The sequence below is a fragment of the Actinomadura sp. RB99 genome (assembly GCF_014706005.1).
Lineage (GTDB): Bacteria > Actinomycetota > Actinomycetes > Streptosporangiales > Streptosporangiaceae > Spirillospora.
The window spans coordinates 17,596-33,145 of the sequence record NZ_JABMCA010000004.1 but is presented as its reverse complement, the minus strand read 5'-3'; the positions used below and the strand labels follow the sequence as shown (position 1 = coordinate 33,145).

The following is a 15,550-nucleotide window of genomic DNA, read 5'->3' as shown; positions in this document are numbered from 1 at the left end:
GGGCACTTCGTACGACGGCGCGGGCGTACGAAGTGTTTCGGGGTTTTTTTGACGGAGCTTCCGAGGTCTGGACGAAGCCCTGTCTTAGCTGGTCATCAGGAGGCGACGAGCGTCCCCGGAAACGAAAGGGAAGCCTGGCATGAGGATCGTGGTCATCGGCGGTACCGGCCTGATCGGCTCGAAGGTCGTGAAGAGGGTCGGCGAGGACGGGCACGAGGCGGTCCCCGCCTCGCCGAACACGGGCGTGGACACGCTCACCGGCGAGGGGCTGGACGAGGCGCTGGCCGGCGCGGACGTGGTGGTCGACGTGTCGAACTCCCCGTCGTTCGAGGACGCGGCGGTGCTGGACTTCTTCCGCACCTCGACGGGGAACCTGCTGGCGGCGGAGAAGAAGGCCGGGGTGGGGCATCACGTCGCGCTGTCGGTGGTGGGCACCGAGGACCGGCCGGACATCGGCTACTTCCGGGCGAAGCTCGCCCAGGAGAAGCTGATCGAGGAATCGGGGATCCCGTTCTCGCTCGTGCACGCCACGCAGTTCTTCGAGTTCGCAACCCGGATCGCCGACGCCGCCACGGACGGCGACACGGTCCGGATGCCCTCGGTGCTGTTCCAGCCGATCGCGGGCGAGGAGGTCGCGGAGGCGGTCTCCAAGGCCGCGGTGGAGGCGCCGACGAACGGACGGGTCGAGATCGCCGGCCCCGAGCGGTTCCGCATGGACGGGTTCTTCCGCACGGCCCTGGCGGCGTGGGGCGACCGGCGCGAGGTCGTCACCGACCCGAACGCGCCCTACTACGGCGGCGTGATGCGGGAGCCGGACCTCGTGCCGTCCGACGGCGCGGCCCACGGCACCGTCACGTACACCGACTGGCTGGCGAACAACCCGCCGAAGTAGCGCGTACCGGGGCGATGAGTTTCCGGCGTACCGGAAGTCGGCACCGGCATGGACACACGGACACTCACGACCCCCGAAGCCGACCTCGTCTACGACGTGCGCGGACCGCTGCCGCCAGCGGACGGCCGCCCGCCGCTGGTCATGATCGGCCAGCCCATGGACGCCGTCGGTTTCGCCACGCTGGCGTCGTACTTCCCCGACCGCACGGTGGTCACCTACGACCCGCGCGGCCTGGGCCGCAGCACCCGCAAGGACGGCCGGACCGACCACGTGCCCGAGGTCCAGGCCGAGGACGTGCACGCCCTCATCGAGGCGCTCGGCGCGGGCCCGGTCGAGATGTTCGCCAGCAGCGGCGGCGCGGTGACCGCGCTCGCGCTCGTGGCCGCCCACCCCGATGACGTGACGACCCTGGTGGCGCACGAGCCGCCGGTCATCCCCGTGCTGCCCGACGCTGCGGCGGCCGAGCGCGCGCGGGCCGCCGTCCGGGACGCCTACGAGGCCAAGGGCTTGGGCGCCGGCATGGCCGCCTTCATCGCGATGACCTCGTGGCAGGGCGACTTCACGGACGCCTACTTCGACAGGCCCGCGCCCGACCCCGCGCAGTTCGGGCTCCCGGCCGAGGACGACGGCTCCCGCGGCGACCCGCTGCTCTCCGACCGGTCGTGGGCGGTCAGCGGGTACCGGCCCGACGCCGAGGCGCTGGCCGCGGCATCGACGCGGATCGTGATCGCGGTGGGGGAGGAGACGGGGGACACCCTGACCGGACGCACCTCGGAGGCGGCGGCCGCACTGCTCGGCCGGCGCGCGACGGTGTTCCCGAGCCACCACGGCGGCTTCCTGGGCGACGAGTACGGTCACGCCGGAAAGCCCGAGGCGTTCGCGCGCAGGCTGCGCGAGGTCCTCGGCGACGCCGGCTGAGAACCCCGGAAGGCCCCCGGTCACGTGGCGGGCGGGCGGACGGGCGGCGTCTCACCGGCGAGGTTGCCGCCCCGCTCCGGGCGTGCCATGCTCCGCCGATGACGCCGCTGAAACTGGTGGAGACCCTGCCCGGGTCCTACTCGCTGCTGCTGAACGCGGGAACGACCCGGGTGGACGGAACCGTCGAGGAGCTCGGCCACGAGCCGAACGGGTATTTCTGGGAAGGCGTCGCCCGGTTCCTGGTCGGGACGGAGGCGAAGAGCCTCGAAGGGCGTGTCTCGTACGACCCGGAAGGCGGCATGTTCTGCGCGTACGGCACCGACCGGACGGCGCTGGAGGAACTGGGCGCTCTCCTGAGCGCCGTCGCCGCGGACACCGACCGCATGCGCGCGCTGGTGGCGTCGGCCGAGGCCACCGGTTTCGAGTTCGACGACTGAGGCGATGGCGGGTTCGGGGACCGGCGTGAGGGCACTGCGGCACGTCTACTGGATCGGCGGCGGGACCGGTGCGGGGAAATCGACCATCGCCCGCCGCATCGCCGCGCGGCACGGATTCCGGGTGTACGCGACCGATGACGTGATGGCGGACCACTCCGGCAGGACCACCCCCGGCGACAGCCCGTACCTGAGCGAGTTCAAGGCCATGGACATGGACGAGCGGTGGCTGAACCGGTCCCCGGAGACCATGCTCGAGACGTTCCACTGGTACCGCGGCGAGGGCTTCGGGCTGATCGTCGAGGACCTGCTCCGCCTCCCGGCGGAGCCGCCCGTGATCGTGGAGGGCTTCCGGCTGCTGCCGCACCTGGTGAAGCCGCTGCTCGCCGCGCCCGGCCGGGCCGTCTGGCTCCTGCCGACGCCCGGGTTCCGCCGGGCCGCGCTCGACAGCCGGGGCTCGACGTGGTCCATCGCCGGAAGGACCAGCGACCCGGAGCGGGCCCTGCGCAACCTGCTGGAACGCGACCGGATGTTCACCGGGCGCCTCCGGGAGGAGACGAGGGCCCTGGGCCTGTGCGGGATCGAGGTCGACGTCGCCATCACCGAGGACGAGCTGGAGCGCAGGGTGACGGCGGAGTTCGGCCTCTGAGCACGGCGAACAGCCGGCTCCCACACAGCGGGCTCACCCGGCGCGGACGGCGTCCTCGCGCGGGAAGAACGGGATGTCCAGGCGGACCTGGTCGGCGGCGGCGAGGATCTCCGCGGCGTCGTCGACCGGCGGATGGATGTGGTCGTTGATCCACTTCTTGACGGCCGCGCCCTCGGCGCCCGCGGCCATCACCGTCCGCTCCCAGCCCCGGGTGAAGACCGCGCCGGCGCCGCCCAGGTCGAGGCAGGTGACGTACGGGCCGGGAGTGAAGTCGCGGAGCGGGACCCCGAGCAGATCGGCGGCCGCGTTGTACCCGGCGACCTTGCCGAGCGGCACCGCGTGCTGGCACGCCTGCATGACCGTGTGCCCGGCGTCGAACGGCGCCGCGGCGGTGTCGCCGGCGGCGAACACCTCGGGAAGGGCGCGCAGCCTGCGGTCCACGGGCACCCGGCCGAGCGCGTCGAGATCGCGGGAGATCTGCCGGGTGAGGTCGCTGGCCCTGAGCCCGGCCGACCAGACGACCGCGTCCGCCGCGACCTCGGTCCCGTCGGAGAGGACGGCGCGGCCGTCGCCGACCTCCGCCACCGTCGTGCCGAGGCGGCGTTCGACACCGAGGCCGTCCAGCGCCGCCTCGATCTCCGGACGCGGCCCGGCGCCGAGCTGGTCGCCGACCACCGGCGACCGGTCCACCAGCAGCACCCGGCCCCGGGCCGCCAGCGCGGTCGCGGCCTCCAGGCCGACGAACCCGGCGCCGACGACCACGGCGGTGTAGTCGTCGCGGCCGCGCAGGTGGGCGGTGAGGCGACGGGCGCCGTCCAGCGTGTCGATGTCGAAGAGCCGGTCGGCGCCGGGAAGGCCGTGCGGCCGGACGAGCGCGCTGCCCGCCGCCAGCACCAGGCGGTCGTAGCCGATCTCGCGGCCCCCGGCCGCCACCGTGCGGCGGCCGGTGTCGATCGTGCTCACCGCGGCCCGCACGTGTTCGGCGCCGATCGGGTCGAGGATCCTGCGCAGCTCCACCTTCGCCTGGTCCGGCTCGGGCTCGTACAGGCGCGGCCGCAGCACCAGGTGCTCGCCCGGCGCGATGAGCGTGATGCGCAGACCCGCGTCCGCGTCCGCCGCCGCCGTGACGTCCGCCCGTGCGCGCGCCAGCGCCGCTCCCGCCGCGCTCCACACGCCCGCGAACCCGCCTCCGATGATCACAACGTGCGCCATCGTCCGTCCTCTCTCTCAGCCTCGCCCCCGGCGGGACCCGGGGGAGTCGGCAGGGAGACAGGACGGCGGCGTCAGATGTGACCGGCGTGCTCGAGCTTCTCCGGATTGGCCAGCCTCCGGAACGCGATGATCCGACCGTCGGCGACCTCGACGGTGTCGAGCCAGACCAGCGCGCCGCCCTGGTAGGTCGCGAGCGCCGGCCGCCCGTTGGCCTCGACGATCCGGACCGCGTCCGGCCGCCGCATCTCGATCTGCCTGAGCGCGAGCAGGGCGATCCGCTCCGCGCCCCGGACGGGCCTGCGCGCGGCGGTCGCCTTGCCTCCGCCGTCCGCGACGTAGACGGCGTCGGGGTGCAGCAGCCTGACGAGCCCGGCCATGTCACCGGCCTCGGCCGCCGCCTTGAACGCCTTCAGCACCCGCTCGGTCTCGGCCCTGGACGCCTGCGGCCGCTCCCGGACCGCCGCCACCCGGGCCCGCGCCCGGGACGCGAGCTTCCGGCCGGCGGCCGGCGTGCCGCCGAGCACCTCGGCGATCCGCTCGAACGGGAAGCCGAACACGTCGTGCAGCACCAGCGCGACGCGCTCGGCGGGCGTGAGCGTCTCCATGACCACCAGCATCGCGGTGCCCACCGACTCGTCCATGAGCACCCGCGCGGCGGCGTCGGGCCCGGTCAGCAGCGGTTCCGGCAGCCACGGCCCCACGTAGGACTCGCGCCGGACGCGCGCCGACTTCAGCACGTTGTAGGACGTCCGCGCGGCCACGGTGACCAGCCACGCCCGCAGGTCCCGCACCCCGGACAGGTCCGCGGCGGCGGCGCGCAGCCAGACCTCCTGCGTCACGTCCTCGGCCTCCGCCACGCTGCCGAGGATCCGGTAGGCCGCCCCGAAGACCGCCGGGCGGTGCGCCGCCCAGTCGTCCTCCGCCATCGCGCCGGTCGGTTCCACCCTCGGCCCCCGCCCTTCGGATCACTGATCGGCGTCCGATCCTAGACACCCGCCCGCGCTCGCCGCCGCTCAGGACGGGGCGGCCTGCCGGTCCGTCGCCGGTGGGCCGGCGGCCAGGAACGGCATGAGCAGGGCGAGGAGTTCCCGGGGACGGTCGAGCGGGATGATGTGGCCGCAGTCCTCGACGAGACGACCGGTCAGGTCGTCGGCGAGGGGGCGCAGCTGCCGCTCCAGCGCGTCGCCGACCGGCTGCGCGCCGATCGCCAGCGTAGGCATCGTGAGCCGGGACGAGGCGGCGGCGTCCAGGATCTGCCGCGCGCTGTCGGGAGCGGCGCGGTAGTGGGAGAACGCGCAGCGCAGGGCGTCGCGTCCGGTGTAGGCGCGGACGAAGTCGTCCCGGATGTCGCGGGGCACTCCGCGCCCGCGCGTCCCGGCCGTGAGGAACCAGCCGATGTAGTCGGCCTCGTGCCCCGCCACGACGGTCTCGGCGAGGTCGGGGACGCGGTGGAAGCCGAACCACCACGGCGGTCCGCCCGCGATGAAGTCCTCGGCGCCGGGCAGCGGTCCCAGCGTCCCCTCCATGAGCGCGAGCCGCCGCACGCGGTGCGGCCGCCGCATGGCGAGCATGAAGGCGGGCGGGACGCCGGCGTCGATGGCGACCACCGCCGCGGACTCCTCTCCGAGCGCGTCAAGGATCCCTTCGGCGTCGGCGGCGAGGCCCGCGGCGTCGTACCCGCCCGCCGCTCTGGTGCTCCCGCCGAGACCGCGCAGGTCGGGCGCGATGACCCGGTGGTGGCGGACGAGGTCCGGGACCACCTCCGTCCACACCCGCCAGGTGTGCGGGAAGCCGTGGAGCAGCAGGACGGCCGGTCCGTCCCCAGCGACGGCCACGTTGGCCTCGATGCCGTTGGCGGCCACCCGCCTCAGCGTGACGTCCGGGACAGGGCCGCCGGTGGCCGATGGATTCGGCATGGTGCCTCCCTTTGCGGTTACCATTGGTTACCAGGGGAGCGTAAGTGACTCCCATCCGGGCCGCCAGACGGCACTTCTGCGACAGGTGGTGAACCCGAGGTGACCTCCTCACCGGCCGGTACCGCGACAGGGGCGCGCGGGGACCTCTTCGACCCCGGCTGCCCCACCCGCCGGCTGCTCGACCGGATCGGCACCAAGTGGACGTCCATGGCGGTCAAGGTCCTCGCCGACGCCGCGCCGGACGAGTTGCGCTTCGCCGAGCTCCGGCGGCGGATGCCCGGCGTCTCCCAGAAGATGCTGTCGGCGACGCTGCAGAGCCTCGCCCGGGACGGCCTGGTCGCCCGTCGCGTGGAACCGACCGTGCCGCCGCGCGTCCACTACCGGCTCACCGAACTGGGTCTCTCCCTCGAGGGCGCGCTCGCCGTCGTGCGCGCGTGGGCGGAGGAGCACATGGCCGAGGTCGACCGCGCCAACGCCGCGCACACCCCGGCGCCCTGACGGCGCACCGGACCCGCGCCGCTTCCGGCGGCGGTGCGGATCTGAGAATCTTGATCCATGTATCCCGGTTCCGCCCTTGGTGAGTTCCTCCGGTCCCGCCGTGCCCGGCTCCGGCCCGAGGACGTGGGGTTGAGCCCGGGGGTGAAGCACCGGCGGGTGGCCGGGCTGCGCCGGGAGGAGCTGGCGCCGCTCGCCGGGGTCAGCGTGGGGTACTACACGCGGCTGGAGCAGGGGCAGAGCCCGAACGTCTCCGACGAGGTCCTCGACTCCATCGCCCGCGTCCTGCGGCTGGACGGCGACGAGCTGGCCCACCTGCACCGGCTCGCCCGGGTGGCGCGGGCCCGGGAGCGGGTCGGGCCGGAGCGGCTGCGACCGGGCATCGGGCTGCTGGTCGACTCGATGACCGAGGCGCCCGCCATCGCGGTGGGGAGGCGGGGCGACATCCTCGCCTGGAACCGCCTGGCGCACGCGCTCCTGGCCCCGCACTACGACTTCGACGCCGAGGAGAAGCCGAACTTCGTCCGCGTCGACTTCCTGGAGACGGACTTCTCGCGGGGCCTCTACGTCGACTGGGAGCAGAAGGCCCGCGACGACATCGCCTACCTGGAGGGCTCGCTGAGCAGGTTCCCCGGTGACGAGGGGCTCGCCGCGCTGGTCGAGGAGCTGCTGGCGCTCAGCCCGGAGTTCCGCGCCATGTGGACGGAGCACCCGGTGGCGAACTGCGCGTCCATCTCGCGCGGCTACCGGCACCCGGAGGTGGGCGTCATGACCCTCACCGCCGAGCTGCTGCGGACGCCCGACGACGAGGGCCAGGGCGTGACGGTGTTCCAGGCGGAACCGGGCTCGCCGTCGCACGAGCGGTTGCGGCGGCTCGCCGAGCTCGCCGCCGCCACCGCTCGCTGACCCCCGTCAGGCCGCCACCGAACGCTCCGCCGGTTCGCTGCCTGAGGGCCCGTCCGACTGGACGGCGCCGGTCCGGCGGAGCAGGACGCCGCCCGCGACCGCGCCGAGCAGCGCGACCGCGCCGGCCGCGAGGAACGCGGCGTGCAGCCCGCCCAGCATGGCCCGGACCTCGGTGGTGGCCGGGGCGAGCGCCTCGGTCCGGGCGGCGGCGATCGCGGTGAGCCCGGCGACGCCCACCGCGCCGACGAAGGTCGGCATCTGCGCGAGGCTGCCCGCGACGCCCTGGTCGTCCCGGCCCAGGCCTGACGTGATCGTCGTGATCGCGGCGACCACGGTCAGGACGTGCCCGAAGCCCATCGTCGCGGACGTGGCCAGCAGGACGGCCAGGCCGCCGTGCACGGGCAGGGCCGCCATCGCGGCGGTGCCGGCGGCCTGCACGGTCAGCCCGGTCGCGATGGTCGCGGCCGTCCCGCGGGCGTTGATCAGCCGGGCGGCGAGGGCGCCGCCGGCCAGGGCCGCGACGCCCTCACCGAGGAAGCCGAGCCCGGTCCGCAGGGGCGAGTAGCCGAGGACGTCCTGCATGTAGATGCTGAGCAGCAGGGTCGCGCCGCCGCACATGCCGAAGGTGACCAGGCCGATGGACATGCCCCACTTGACCGTCGCGCGGCGCAGCAGGCGCAGCGGGACGAGCGGCGCGGGGTGCCGGGCCTCGACGGCGAGGAAGGAACCGAGCAGGACCGCCGCGGCCAGCAGGGTCGTCAGCGTCGGGAGGCTGCCCCAGCCCGCGTCCCCGCCGGTGGAGATGCCGTAGACCAGCGCGAACAGCCCGCCGCTCGCCAGGATCGCGCCAGGGACGTCGAGCCCGGTCCGGCTCCGTCCGGCCGTCTCGCGGACCACCGTGAGCGCGCCGAGCAGGACCAGGAGGCCGATGCCGGTGAGCAGGAGCATCGTCCAGCGCCAGTTCAGCCCGCTGGTGATCAGCCCGCCGCCGATCGTCCCGATGACGAACCCCAGCGACAGCAGCGCGCCGTTGACGCCGAGGGCACGGGTGCGCCGCGGCCCCTCGGGGAACGCGGCGGTCATCAGCGCGAGCGCGGTCGGGCCGATCATGGCCGCCGCGACGCCCTGCCCGGCGCGCGCCGCGACGAGCAGCGCCGGGCTCGGGGCGAGCGCGGCCGCCAGCGACATCAGGGTGAAGCCCGCCACGCCGGTCATGAACAGCCGCCGCCTGCCGAGCATGTCGGACGCGCGCCCGAACAGCGGCATCAGCGCGGCCGTCGGCAGCAGGCACGCGGTCGCGACCCACTGGAGGGCCGAGGCGCCGGAGAAGCCCAGGTCCCGGCCGATCTCCGGCAGGGCCACGGTGATGATCGAGTAGTCGAGGCCGGTCATGAAGGTGGCGCCGCACAGCGTGATGAGGATGAGCCAGCCGCGCGTTCCGAGCCGCGCGGCGCTCTGAGAAGTCTCCGTCGTCATGCCCCCGAGACTGCTGCCCGGGGGAAAGACCGACCAGCGCTCCGCTGGAGGTACATCTGCCAGGTGCAGGCTCACGCGCGACCGCCTCCGCGTGTGCGCGCCCTACAACTGCATGATCGCGCGGCGGGCCGGATCTTTCACCGCGTCCGGGTGTGGCGGAGCGCGGATCGGGTGATCGCACAGGGAGTGACCGAATGACGACGCAGCCGACCGCGGGGGCGCCCATGCCGAAGCCCGGACGACCGTTGGCGGCCCTGGCCGCCTGCGCGATCCTCACCAGCGCCGCGCCGCCGTACGCCGTGAGCGGCGCCGCGCGGGCGCGAGCCGAGCCCGCCGCCCTCGCGCCCGCGGGGGAGGACGGCGCCTCGGAACTCGTCCGGGGCTGGAGGATCCAGTCCTCGGCCGTCGCGGGGAGCGACGGCGCGCGGATCTCCCGGCCGGGCTACCGGACGTCCGGCTGGCTGCCGATCCGCCGCCCCGGGACGTTGATGGCGGGCCTGCTGGAGAACGGCCGGTACCCGAACGTCTTCTACTCGGACCGGTTGGCGTCGGTGCCGGCCGGGCAGTTCGCCGTGAACTGGTGGTTCCGCGACGAGGTGGTCCTGCACCCGCGCCGCGGCGGCCGCACGTTCCTGATCATGGACGGCGTCTCCGGCACCGCCGACCTGTGGGTGAACGGCGCCCGGATCGACGGCCGCTCGCGGCTCCAGGGCTCCTACTCGCGCTTCGAGTACGACGTGACCCGGTACGCGCGCGACGGCGCCAACGCGATCGCGCTCGACGTCGCGCCGAACAAGGCGAAGACCTACCTCACCGGCAGCCGCCTCGACTGGAACCCGGCCGCGCCCGACCAGGGCACCGGGCTGGAGCGCCCGCCGAAGATCGTCCAGGACGGGCCGGTGTCGCTGCGGGACGTCCACGTCGTGCAGCGCAACGCCAGGGACTTCTCCCGGTCCGACCTCACCGTGAAGGCGCTGCTGCGCAACAACACCGGGACCGTGCGGCGGGCCGAGTTCTCCGGCGCGGTCGAACGCGGCGCGACCCGGCTGCCGTTCAGGACGACGGTGACGCTGCCGCCGAACACGGCCCGCCCGGTGGCGCTCGGCCTCCGCCTCGACCATCCGGACGTGTGGTGGCCGTACCAGCTCGGCGGCCAGCCGCTCTACCACCTGGCCACGCACCTGCGCACCGGCGGGACGGAGACCGGCCGGTACGCCGAGGACTTCGGCATCCGCACCGTCACCTCGTCGCTCACCCGCGCCGTCCCCGGCAGGACGCACGTGCCGCACGGCTACCGGCGGTTCGAGATCAACGGCGTGCCGATCGTGATCCGCGGCGGCGGCTGGTCGCCGGACATGTTCCTGCGCTACTCGCCCCGGAACATCCACGACCAGCTCGCCTACGTGAAGGACCTCGGCCTGAACGCGCTGCGCTTCGAGGGCAACTTCCCGCCGGACGACATGTTCCGGCAGATGGACCGCGCTGGCGTCCTCGCCATGACCGGCTGGCAATGCTGCGACCGCTGGGAGGACCCCTACGCCGAGTGGAGCAAGGAGCTCCAGGCCAACGCCGCCGTCCAGGCCGCCGCCGTCGCCCGCAGGCTGCGCGACCACCCGAGCGTGTTCGCCTTCTTCCAGGGCAGCGACGCGGCACCGGACGCGGCGAAGGAGTCGGTGTACGTGCCGGCGTTCGAGGCCGCCGACTGGGGCACGCCGCAGATCGCGTCGGCGGAGGACAAGGCGTCGCCGCGGCTCGGCCCGTCCGGCGCCAAGGAGGGGCCGTACGGTTACGTGCCGCCGGTCTACTGGTGGAGCAACGGCCGCGAGACCGCCGACGCCGACGACCCGTCGTCCACGAACGCCGGAAGCGCCTGGGGCTTCGACACCGAGACGAGCGCGGGCAACACCGTCCCGACACGGGACTCGCTCGACCGCTTCCTGACCCCGCGCGACCAGGCCGCGCTCTGGGACCCCGCCACCGCGCGCGGCCCGCGTTCCGGCCGGGACCTCTTCCACGTGTACCCCTACAACGACTACACCCGGACCGCGCGCATGGGGCAGTACAACACCCCGCTGTGGCACCGGTACGGGCCCTGGTCCGACATGGCCTCCTACCAGCGGATCGCGCAGATGGGCGGGTACGAGATCGCGCGTGCGCAGTTCGAGGCCTACATCGGCAACTCCAGGGACCCTGCCAACCCGAGCACCGGCGTCATCTACTGGATGCTGAACAAGGCGTGGCCGTCGCTGCAGTGGAACCTCTACAACCAGGACTTCGACCAGCCCGGCGTGTACTTCGGCGCGAAGAAGGCGGGCGAACCGGTGCACGTCATGTACGACTACGCGTCCGGGGCGGTGAAGGTCGCCAACCTGACCGGGAGGCGCCAGGACGGTCTGGCGGCGCGGGCGCGGCTGATCGACGTCGACGGCACCGTGAAGCGGACCTCCCGCGTCGCCGTCCCGGCACTGGCCGCCCAGGACGTCCGGACCGTGGCCGCCGCGCGGGCCCCGAAGGGCATCTCCCGCACCTACTTCCTCGAACTCACGCTGACCCGGCGCGGCGCGACGGTTAGCCGCAACGTCTACTGGCTGTCCACGAGACCGGACGCGGTGGACTGGAAGGCCACCCTCGGCAAGGGCAGCGGCGCGGCGTTCCGGCCGGACGGGTACGCCGACCTGACGGGGCTGCGCGGCCTGCCCCGCGCCGCCGTGCGCACCTCGGCCGCCACCCGCCGCGACGGCGCCGACCTCGTGACCACCGTGACGATCAGGGCGACCGGGACGGCGCCGGCCGTCTTCACGAGGGCGGACGTGCGGCGGGCCGGACCCGGCGGGCGCCCGCTGCCGGGCGGCGGCCAGGTGCTGCCGATCCGCTGGAACGACAACGACGTCACGCTGTGGCCCGGGCAGTCCCAGACGCTGACCGCCCGCTACCGCGCCTCCGACCTGCGCGGCGCCGTCCCGGTCGTCGGCCTCGGCGGCTGGAACCTGCCGGCGCTGACCGTGCCCGCAGCGCCGCGCACGTGACCGATCCCGGCGGTTGGAAAACCGCGCTGGTTCACGTCTCGGTCCCGGCGAGGGCGATGGCGCCGATGAGCGCGGCGTCGTCGACGAAGCGGGCCGTCACCACCTCCGGCGGGAACGGGACCGCGCGCGCCACGGTCTCGCGGATCGCGGGAAGCAGGGACGGCTCGGCGGCCATGCCGCCGCCGAGGACCACCCGCTCCGGGTCGAGCGTGGTGGCGAGGTTGGCGACCGCCATGCCGAGCACCGCCGCCGTGCCGTCCAGCAGCGCGGCCGCCTTCGGCTCGTCCCGGCGGGCGAACAGGCCGGCGGCCGTCACCGGCTCGCCGAGAAGGGCCGAGGCCCGCGCGGCCAGGCCGCTGCCCGAGGCGTACTCCTCCAGCGGCGCGCGGCCCTGCGCGTACCCGGGCTCGCCGGGGCGCCGCAGCAGGTACCCGATCTCGCCGGCGGCGCCGTGCGCGCCCGGCACGACGCGCCCGCCGACGACGATCCCGGCGCCGAGCCCGGTGCCGAGGTTCACGTAGACCCCGGTACCGACGCCCGCGAGCCGGCCCCAGCGCGCCTCCGCGGCGGTGGCCGCGTTCACGTCGTTCTCGACGCGCACGGGCGCGCCGAGGGCGCCGGAGACCAGGTCGGGCAGCGGCAGGTCCTCCCAGCCGGGGACGTTGGGCGCCAGCCGCACCCGTCCCCCGCGGACGACGCCGAACGTCGAGACGCCCACTGCGGCCAGCGTGCCGGGGGTCTCGGCGACGAGGCGGTGCGCCGCGTCCAGCGCCCGGCGCACCACCCGCTCCGCGCCGTCCGCCGCCCGCGTCTCCAGCCGGGCGCGGCGGAGCGGCCTTCCGGTCGCGTCGGCGGTGGCCAGCGCGACCTTGGTCCCCCCGAAGTCGATCCCGAGGATCATGCGGCCTGCGGCTCGGCGCCGGGTTCGGCGAAGGGCTCGCTGATCTCCTTCGGCCCGAACGGCCAGATCCGCTCCAGCCGCGCCCAGACCAGGTACGCGACGACGCCCGCCGCGAGCCAGACCAGCGACAGCACGATCGGCCTGGTGCCCGCCGACTTGTAGATGTAGATCCAGCCCGCCAGCGCGACCAGGCTCGGCAGCGGGTACAGCCACATCCGGTACGGGCGCGGCAGGTCCGGCTGCCGGCGCCGCAGCACGGTGAGGGCGACGATCTGCGCGACCGACTGCACCAGCACGAACACGGCGGTCAGCATGCTGATGACGTCCGTCAGGGTGAACAGCGAGCCGAGCGCCGTGATGACGCCCATCGCGTACAGCCCGAACGTCGGGAACTTCAGGCGCGGGTGCATCCGCGCGAACCACGGCAGGAACAGCTTGTCGCGGGCGGCGTTGTAGGGCACCCGCGAGCCGCCGAGCAGGCCCGCGAACACCGACGCGAACGCGGTGACGATGATCCCGACCGTGAAGACCTGCGCCGCGCCCTTGCCCCACGTCCTCTCCAGGACGAGGGACGCGAACGAGCTGGACTCCTGCGTCTTCTCCCACGGGATCACGCCGAGGATGCCGACCTGGAGCAGGAAGTACAGCGCCATCATGCCGAGGATCGAGAAGACGATCGCCCGCGGGATCACGCGCCCCGGCTGCCGGACCTCCGCCCCGAGGTAGGCCGCCGTGTTGTAGCCGAGGTAGTCGTACACGGCGATGACGAGCCCGGCCCCGAGGCCGTGGAAGAACTTCGACCCCGCGTCGTGCGGGTAGGTGAACGCCAGGTCGGAGTGGAAGTGCGTGAACGCGGCCAGGATCACGCCGAGCACGGAGACCAGCATCACGACGAAGAAGACCGTGGTGAGCAGCCCGATGTCGCCGATCCTGCGGTACAGCGCGGCGACGACGACCGCGACGACGGCGATCGCGAGGACGTGGCCGCCGGTCGACAGGCCGGAGCCGTCCACCAGCGAGGGCCACAGGTAGCCCGCGTACTGGACGAGCCCGATCACCCCGGTCGACATGATCAGCGGGATGAAGAGCACCGCCGACCAGACGAACAGGAACGGCATCAGCCGCCCGGTCCGGTACTGGAACGCCTCGCGCAGGTAGAGGTAGGTGCCGCCGGCGCCGGGCATGGACGCGCCCAGCTCGGCCCAGACCAGGCCGTCGGCCAGCACGATCAGCGCGCCGACCAGCCAGCCGAACATCGCCTGCGGGCCCTCCATCGTGGAGATCATCGCCGGGATGGTGACGAACGGGCCGATTCCACACATCTGGGTCATGTTCACGGTGGTGGCCTGGAACACGCCGAGCCGCCGTTCGAACCCCGAACCCGCGGGAGCGGTCATCGCGGTCTCTCCCTTCTCGTGACCGGACGCCTCGCCCCCGTCCGACGTCGATGCGAATGTAAGGGAGGCTCCCTAACAAATCAATCCCTGCGGCGTGCGCCGTGCCGGGATATGTCAGGCTTTACACGTGCCGAGCAGGGAGACCGCCAACACCACCAGCGTGCTGCGGATCATGAACGAACGCGCCGTGTACGAGCGGATCCGGCTGCTCGGGCCGGTGTCGCGCCCGCAGCTCGCCGCCGCGACCGGCCTCTCCAAGCCCACGATCTCGCTCGCGCTCGCCGACCTGGAGCGGGTCGGGCTGGTCAAGGCGATCGGCCGCCGCACGGGCGGGGCGGGGCGGTCCGCCCGGCTGTACGGGATCCGGCCGGAGACGGGCTGGGTGATCGGGCTCGACGTCGGCCGGGAGTGGATCCGCGCCGCGCTCGCCGACCTGTCCGGCGAGATCGCGGTGCGCAGGGACGTCCGCTCGGTCGGCGCCGGCGGGAGCGCCGAGCCGGACGCGCTCATCGACCGGATCGGCCGGATCGTCGACGAGCTGGCGAAGGCCGCCGACGGCGCCGTCACCCACATCGTGCTCGGCACCCCCGGCGTCCACGACGTCGAGAACCGGCGCCTCCGCCTGGCGCCCAACCTGCCCGGCTGGGACGTCCCGGGCGTCACCGGCCGGCTGGCGCGGCGGCTGCCCGCGCCCTGCGCCATCGAGAACGACATCGACCTCGCCGCGCTGGGGGAGCAGGGTTACGGGCTGGGCGAGGGCGTGCCCCACTTCGCGTTCATGTCGATCGGCACGGGCATCGGGATGGGGATCGTCCTGAACGGCGAGCTGCACCGCGGCGCCCGCGGCGCGGCCGGGGAGATCGCCTGGCTGCCGTTCGGCGAGGCCGACCCGAGGGAGACCCGCTCGCACGGGATGCTGGAGTCGGTCGCGTCCGGCCCCGGCGTCGTGGCCGCCGCGCGGCGGCTCGGCATGACCGGGCCGATCACCGCCAAGCGCGTCTTCGACGAGGCGCGGGCCGGCGACCCCCTCGCGGCGGAGGCCGTCGCGCACGAGGCCGGGCACGTCGCCCGCGCCCTGGCCAGCGTCGTCGCGCTCCTCGACCCCGACCTGATCGTGCTGGGCGGCGGCATCGGCGGGCACGGCGCCGACGTGCTCCTCGGCGCCGTGCGCGACCGCCTCGAGGCGATGACCCCGCTCGGCGCGCCGCGCGTGGAGGTCTCGGCCCTCGGTGACGACGCCGTCGTCCTCGGGGCCCTGGCCACGGGCCTGGAGACGGCCCGCGACCTCGTCTTCACCCGCGCCGTCACCGAGTCCTGACCCGGTCCGG

At 74.2% G+C, this 15,550-nt stretch carries 14 protein-coding genes; 8 read left to right on the top strand and 6 right to left on the bottom strand.

Annotated elements, in window-relative coordinates; all coding sequences use genetic code 11:
- The first annotated feature begins 139 nt into the window (after positions 1–139).
- The 4 genes from amrb99_RS05145 to amrb99_RS05130 all read left to right on the top strand — a co-directional run bounded on the left by amrb99_RS05145 (position 140) and on the right by amrb99_RS05130 (position 2,893).
- On the top strand, positions 140–892 hold the full coding sequence (locus tag amrb99_RS05145; RefSeq protein WP_190852929.1) for an SDR family oxidoreductase: 753 nt from the start codon (positions 140–142) through the stop codon (positions 890–892).
- Positions 893–940: 48 nt separating this feature from the next.
- A complete protein-coding gene (locus amrb99_RS05140) occupies positions 941–1,810 on the top strand; it encodes an alpha/beta hydrolase (protein ID WP_190852927.1) in 870 nt (289 codons plus the stop codon).
- A gap of 98 nt (positions 1,811–1,908) precedes the next feature.
- On the top strand, positions 1,909–2,247 hold the full coding sequence (locus amrb99_RS05135; protein ID WP_190852924.1) for an Imm51 family immunity protein: 339 nt from the start codon (positions 1,909–1,911) through the stop codon (positions 2,245–2,247).
- Between the two features lie 25 nt (positions 2,248–2,272).
- Entirely contained in the window at positions 2,273–2,893 is a 621-nt protein-coding gene (locus amrb99_RS05130; RefSeq protein ID WP_206699794.1) for a hypothetical protein, read from the top strand.
- A 33-nt stretch (positions 2,894–2,926) separates the two neighbouring features.
- Here the strand turns inward: amrb99_RS05130 and amrb99_RS05125 are convergent, their stop codons facing one another.
- The 3 genes from amrb99_RS05125 to amrb99_RS05115 all read right to left on the bottom strand — a co-directional run bounded on the left by amrb99_RS05125 (position 2,927) and on the right by amrb99_RS05115 (position 6,021).
- Positions 2,927–4,105: an FAD-dependent oxidoreductase gene (locus amrb99_RS05125; RefSeq protein WP_190852920.1), complete on the bottom strand. Its 1,179-nt coding sequence runs from the start codon at positions 4,103–4,105 to the stop codon at positions 2,927–2,929.
- A 71-nt stretch (positions 4,106–4,176) separates the two neighbouring features.
- Complete coding sequence (gene sigJ, locus amrb99_RS05120; protein ID WP_190852918.1) at positions 4,177–5,049, bottom strand: RNA polymerase sigma factor SigJ; 873 nt, start codon at positions 5,047–5,049, stop codon at positions 4,177–4,179.
- Positions 5,050–5,118: 69 nt separating this feature from the next.
- A complete protein-coding gene (locus tag amrb99_RS05115; protein ID WP_190852916.1) occupies positions 5,119–6,021 on the bottom strand; it encodes an alpha/beta hydrolase in 903 nt (300 codons plus the stop codon).
- Between the two features lie 99 nt (positions 6,022–6,120).
- Here amrb99_RS05115 and amrb99_RS05110 point away from each other — a divergent pair, with 99 nt between their 5' ends.
- On the top strand, positions 6,121–6,519 hold the full coding sequence (locus amrb99_RS05110) for a winged helix-turn-helix transcriptional regulator (RefSeq protein ID WP_190852914.1): 399 nt from the start codon (positions 6,121–6,123) through the stop codon (positions 6,517–6,519).
- A gap of 57 nt (positions 6,520–6,576) precedes the next feature.
- Positions 6,577–7,422 (top strand): helix-turn-helix transcriptional regulator, encoded by an 846-nt coding sequence (locus amrb99_RS05105; protein ID WP_190852912.1) that lies wholly within the window; start codon positions 6,577–6,579, stop codon positions 7,420–7,422.
- Between the two features lie 6 nt (positions 7,423–7,428).
- On the opposite strand, the gene amrb99_RS05100 is transcribed toward amrb99_RS05105, so the two are convergent.
- Positions 7,429–8,898 carry an MFS transporter gene (locus tag amrb99_RS05100; protein ID WP_190852909.1) on the bottom strand — a complete coding sequence of 490 codons (1,470 nt, stop codon included), beginning with the start codon at positions 8,896–8,898 and terminating at the stop codon, positions 7,429–7,431.
- A 194-nt stretch (positions 8,899–9,092) separates the two neighbouring features.
- Here amrb99_RS05100 and amrb99_RS05095 point away from each other — a divergent pair, with 194 nt between their 5' ends.
- Positions 9,093–11,924: a sugar-binding domain-containing protein gene (locus tag amrb99_RS05095; protein ID WP_190852907.1), complete on the top strand. Its 2,832-nt coding sequence runs from the start codon at positions 9,093–9,095 to the stop codon at positions 11,922–11,924.
- A 31-nt stretch (positions 11,925–11,955) separates the two neighbouring features.
- On the opposite strand, the gene amrb99_RS05090 is transcribed toward amrb99_RS05095, so the two are convergent.
- Together amrb99_RS05090 and amrb99_RS05085 are read right to left on the bottom strand one after the other, a co-directional pair.
- On the bottom strand, positions 11,956–12,825 hold the full coding sequence (locus amrb99_RS05090) for an ROK family protein (RefSeq protein WP_190852905.1): 870 nt from the start codon (positions 12,823–12,825) through the stop codon (positions 11,956–11,958).
- Positions 12,822–14,222, bottom strand: coding sequence for an APC family permease (locus tag amrb99_RS05085; protein WP_190852903.1), 1,401 nt, complete (start codon positions 14,220–14,222; stop codon positions 12,822–12,824). The genes amrb99_RS05090 and amrb99_RS05085 overlap by 4 nt, the downstream gene beginning before the upstream one ends.
- Before the next feature lie 127 nt (positions 14,223–14,349).
- Here amrb99_RS05085 and amrb99_RS05080 point away from each other — a divergent pair, with 127 nt between their 5' ends.
- Positions 14,350–15,540, top strand: a complete 1,191-nt coding sequence (locus amrb99_RS05080) for an ROK family protein (protein ID WP_206699793.1) — start codon at positions 14,350–14,352, stop codon at positions 15,538–15,540.
- The last annotated feature ends 10 nt before the right edge of the window (positions 15,541–15,550 follow it).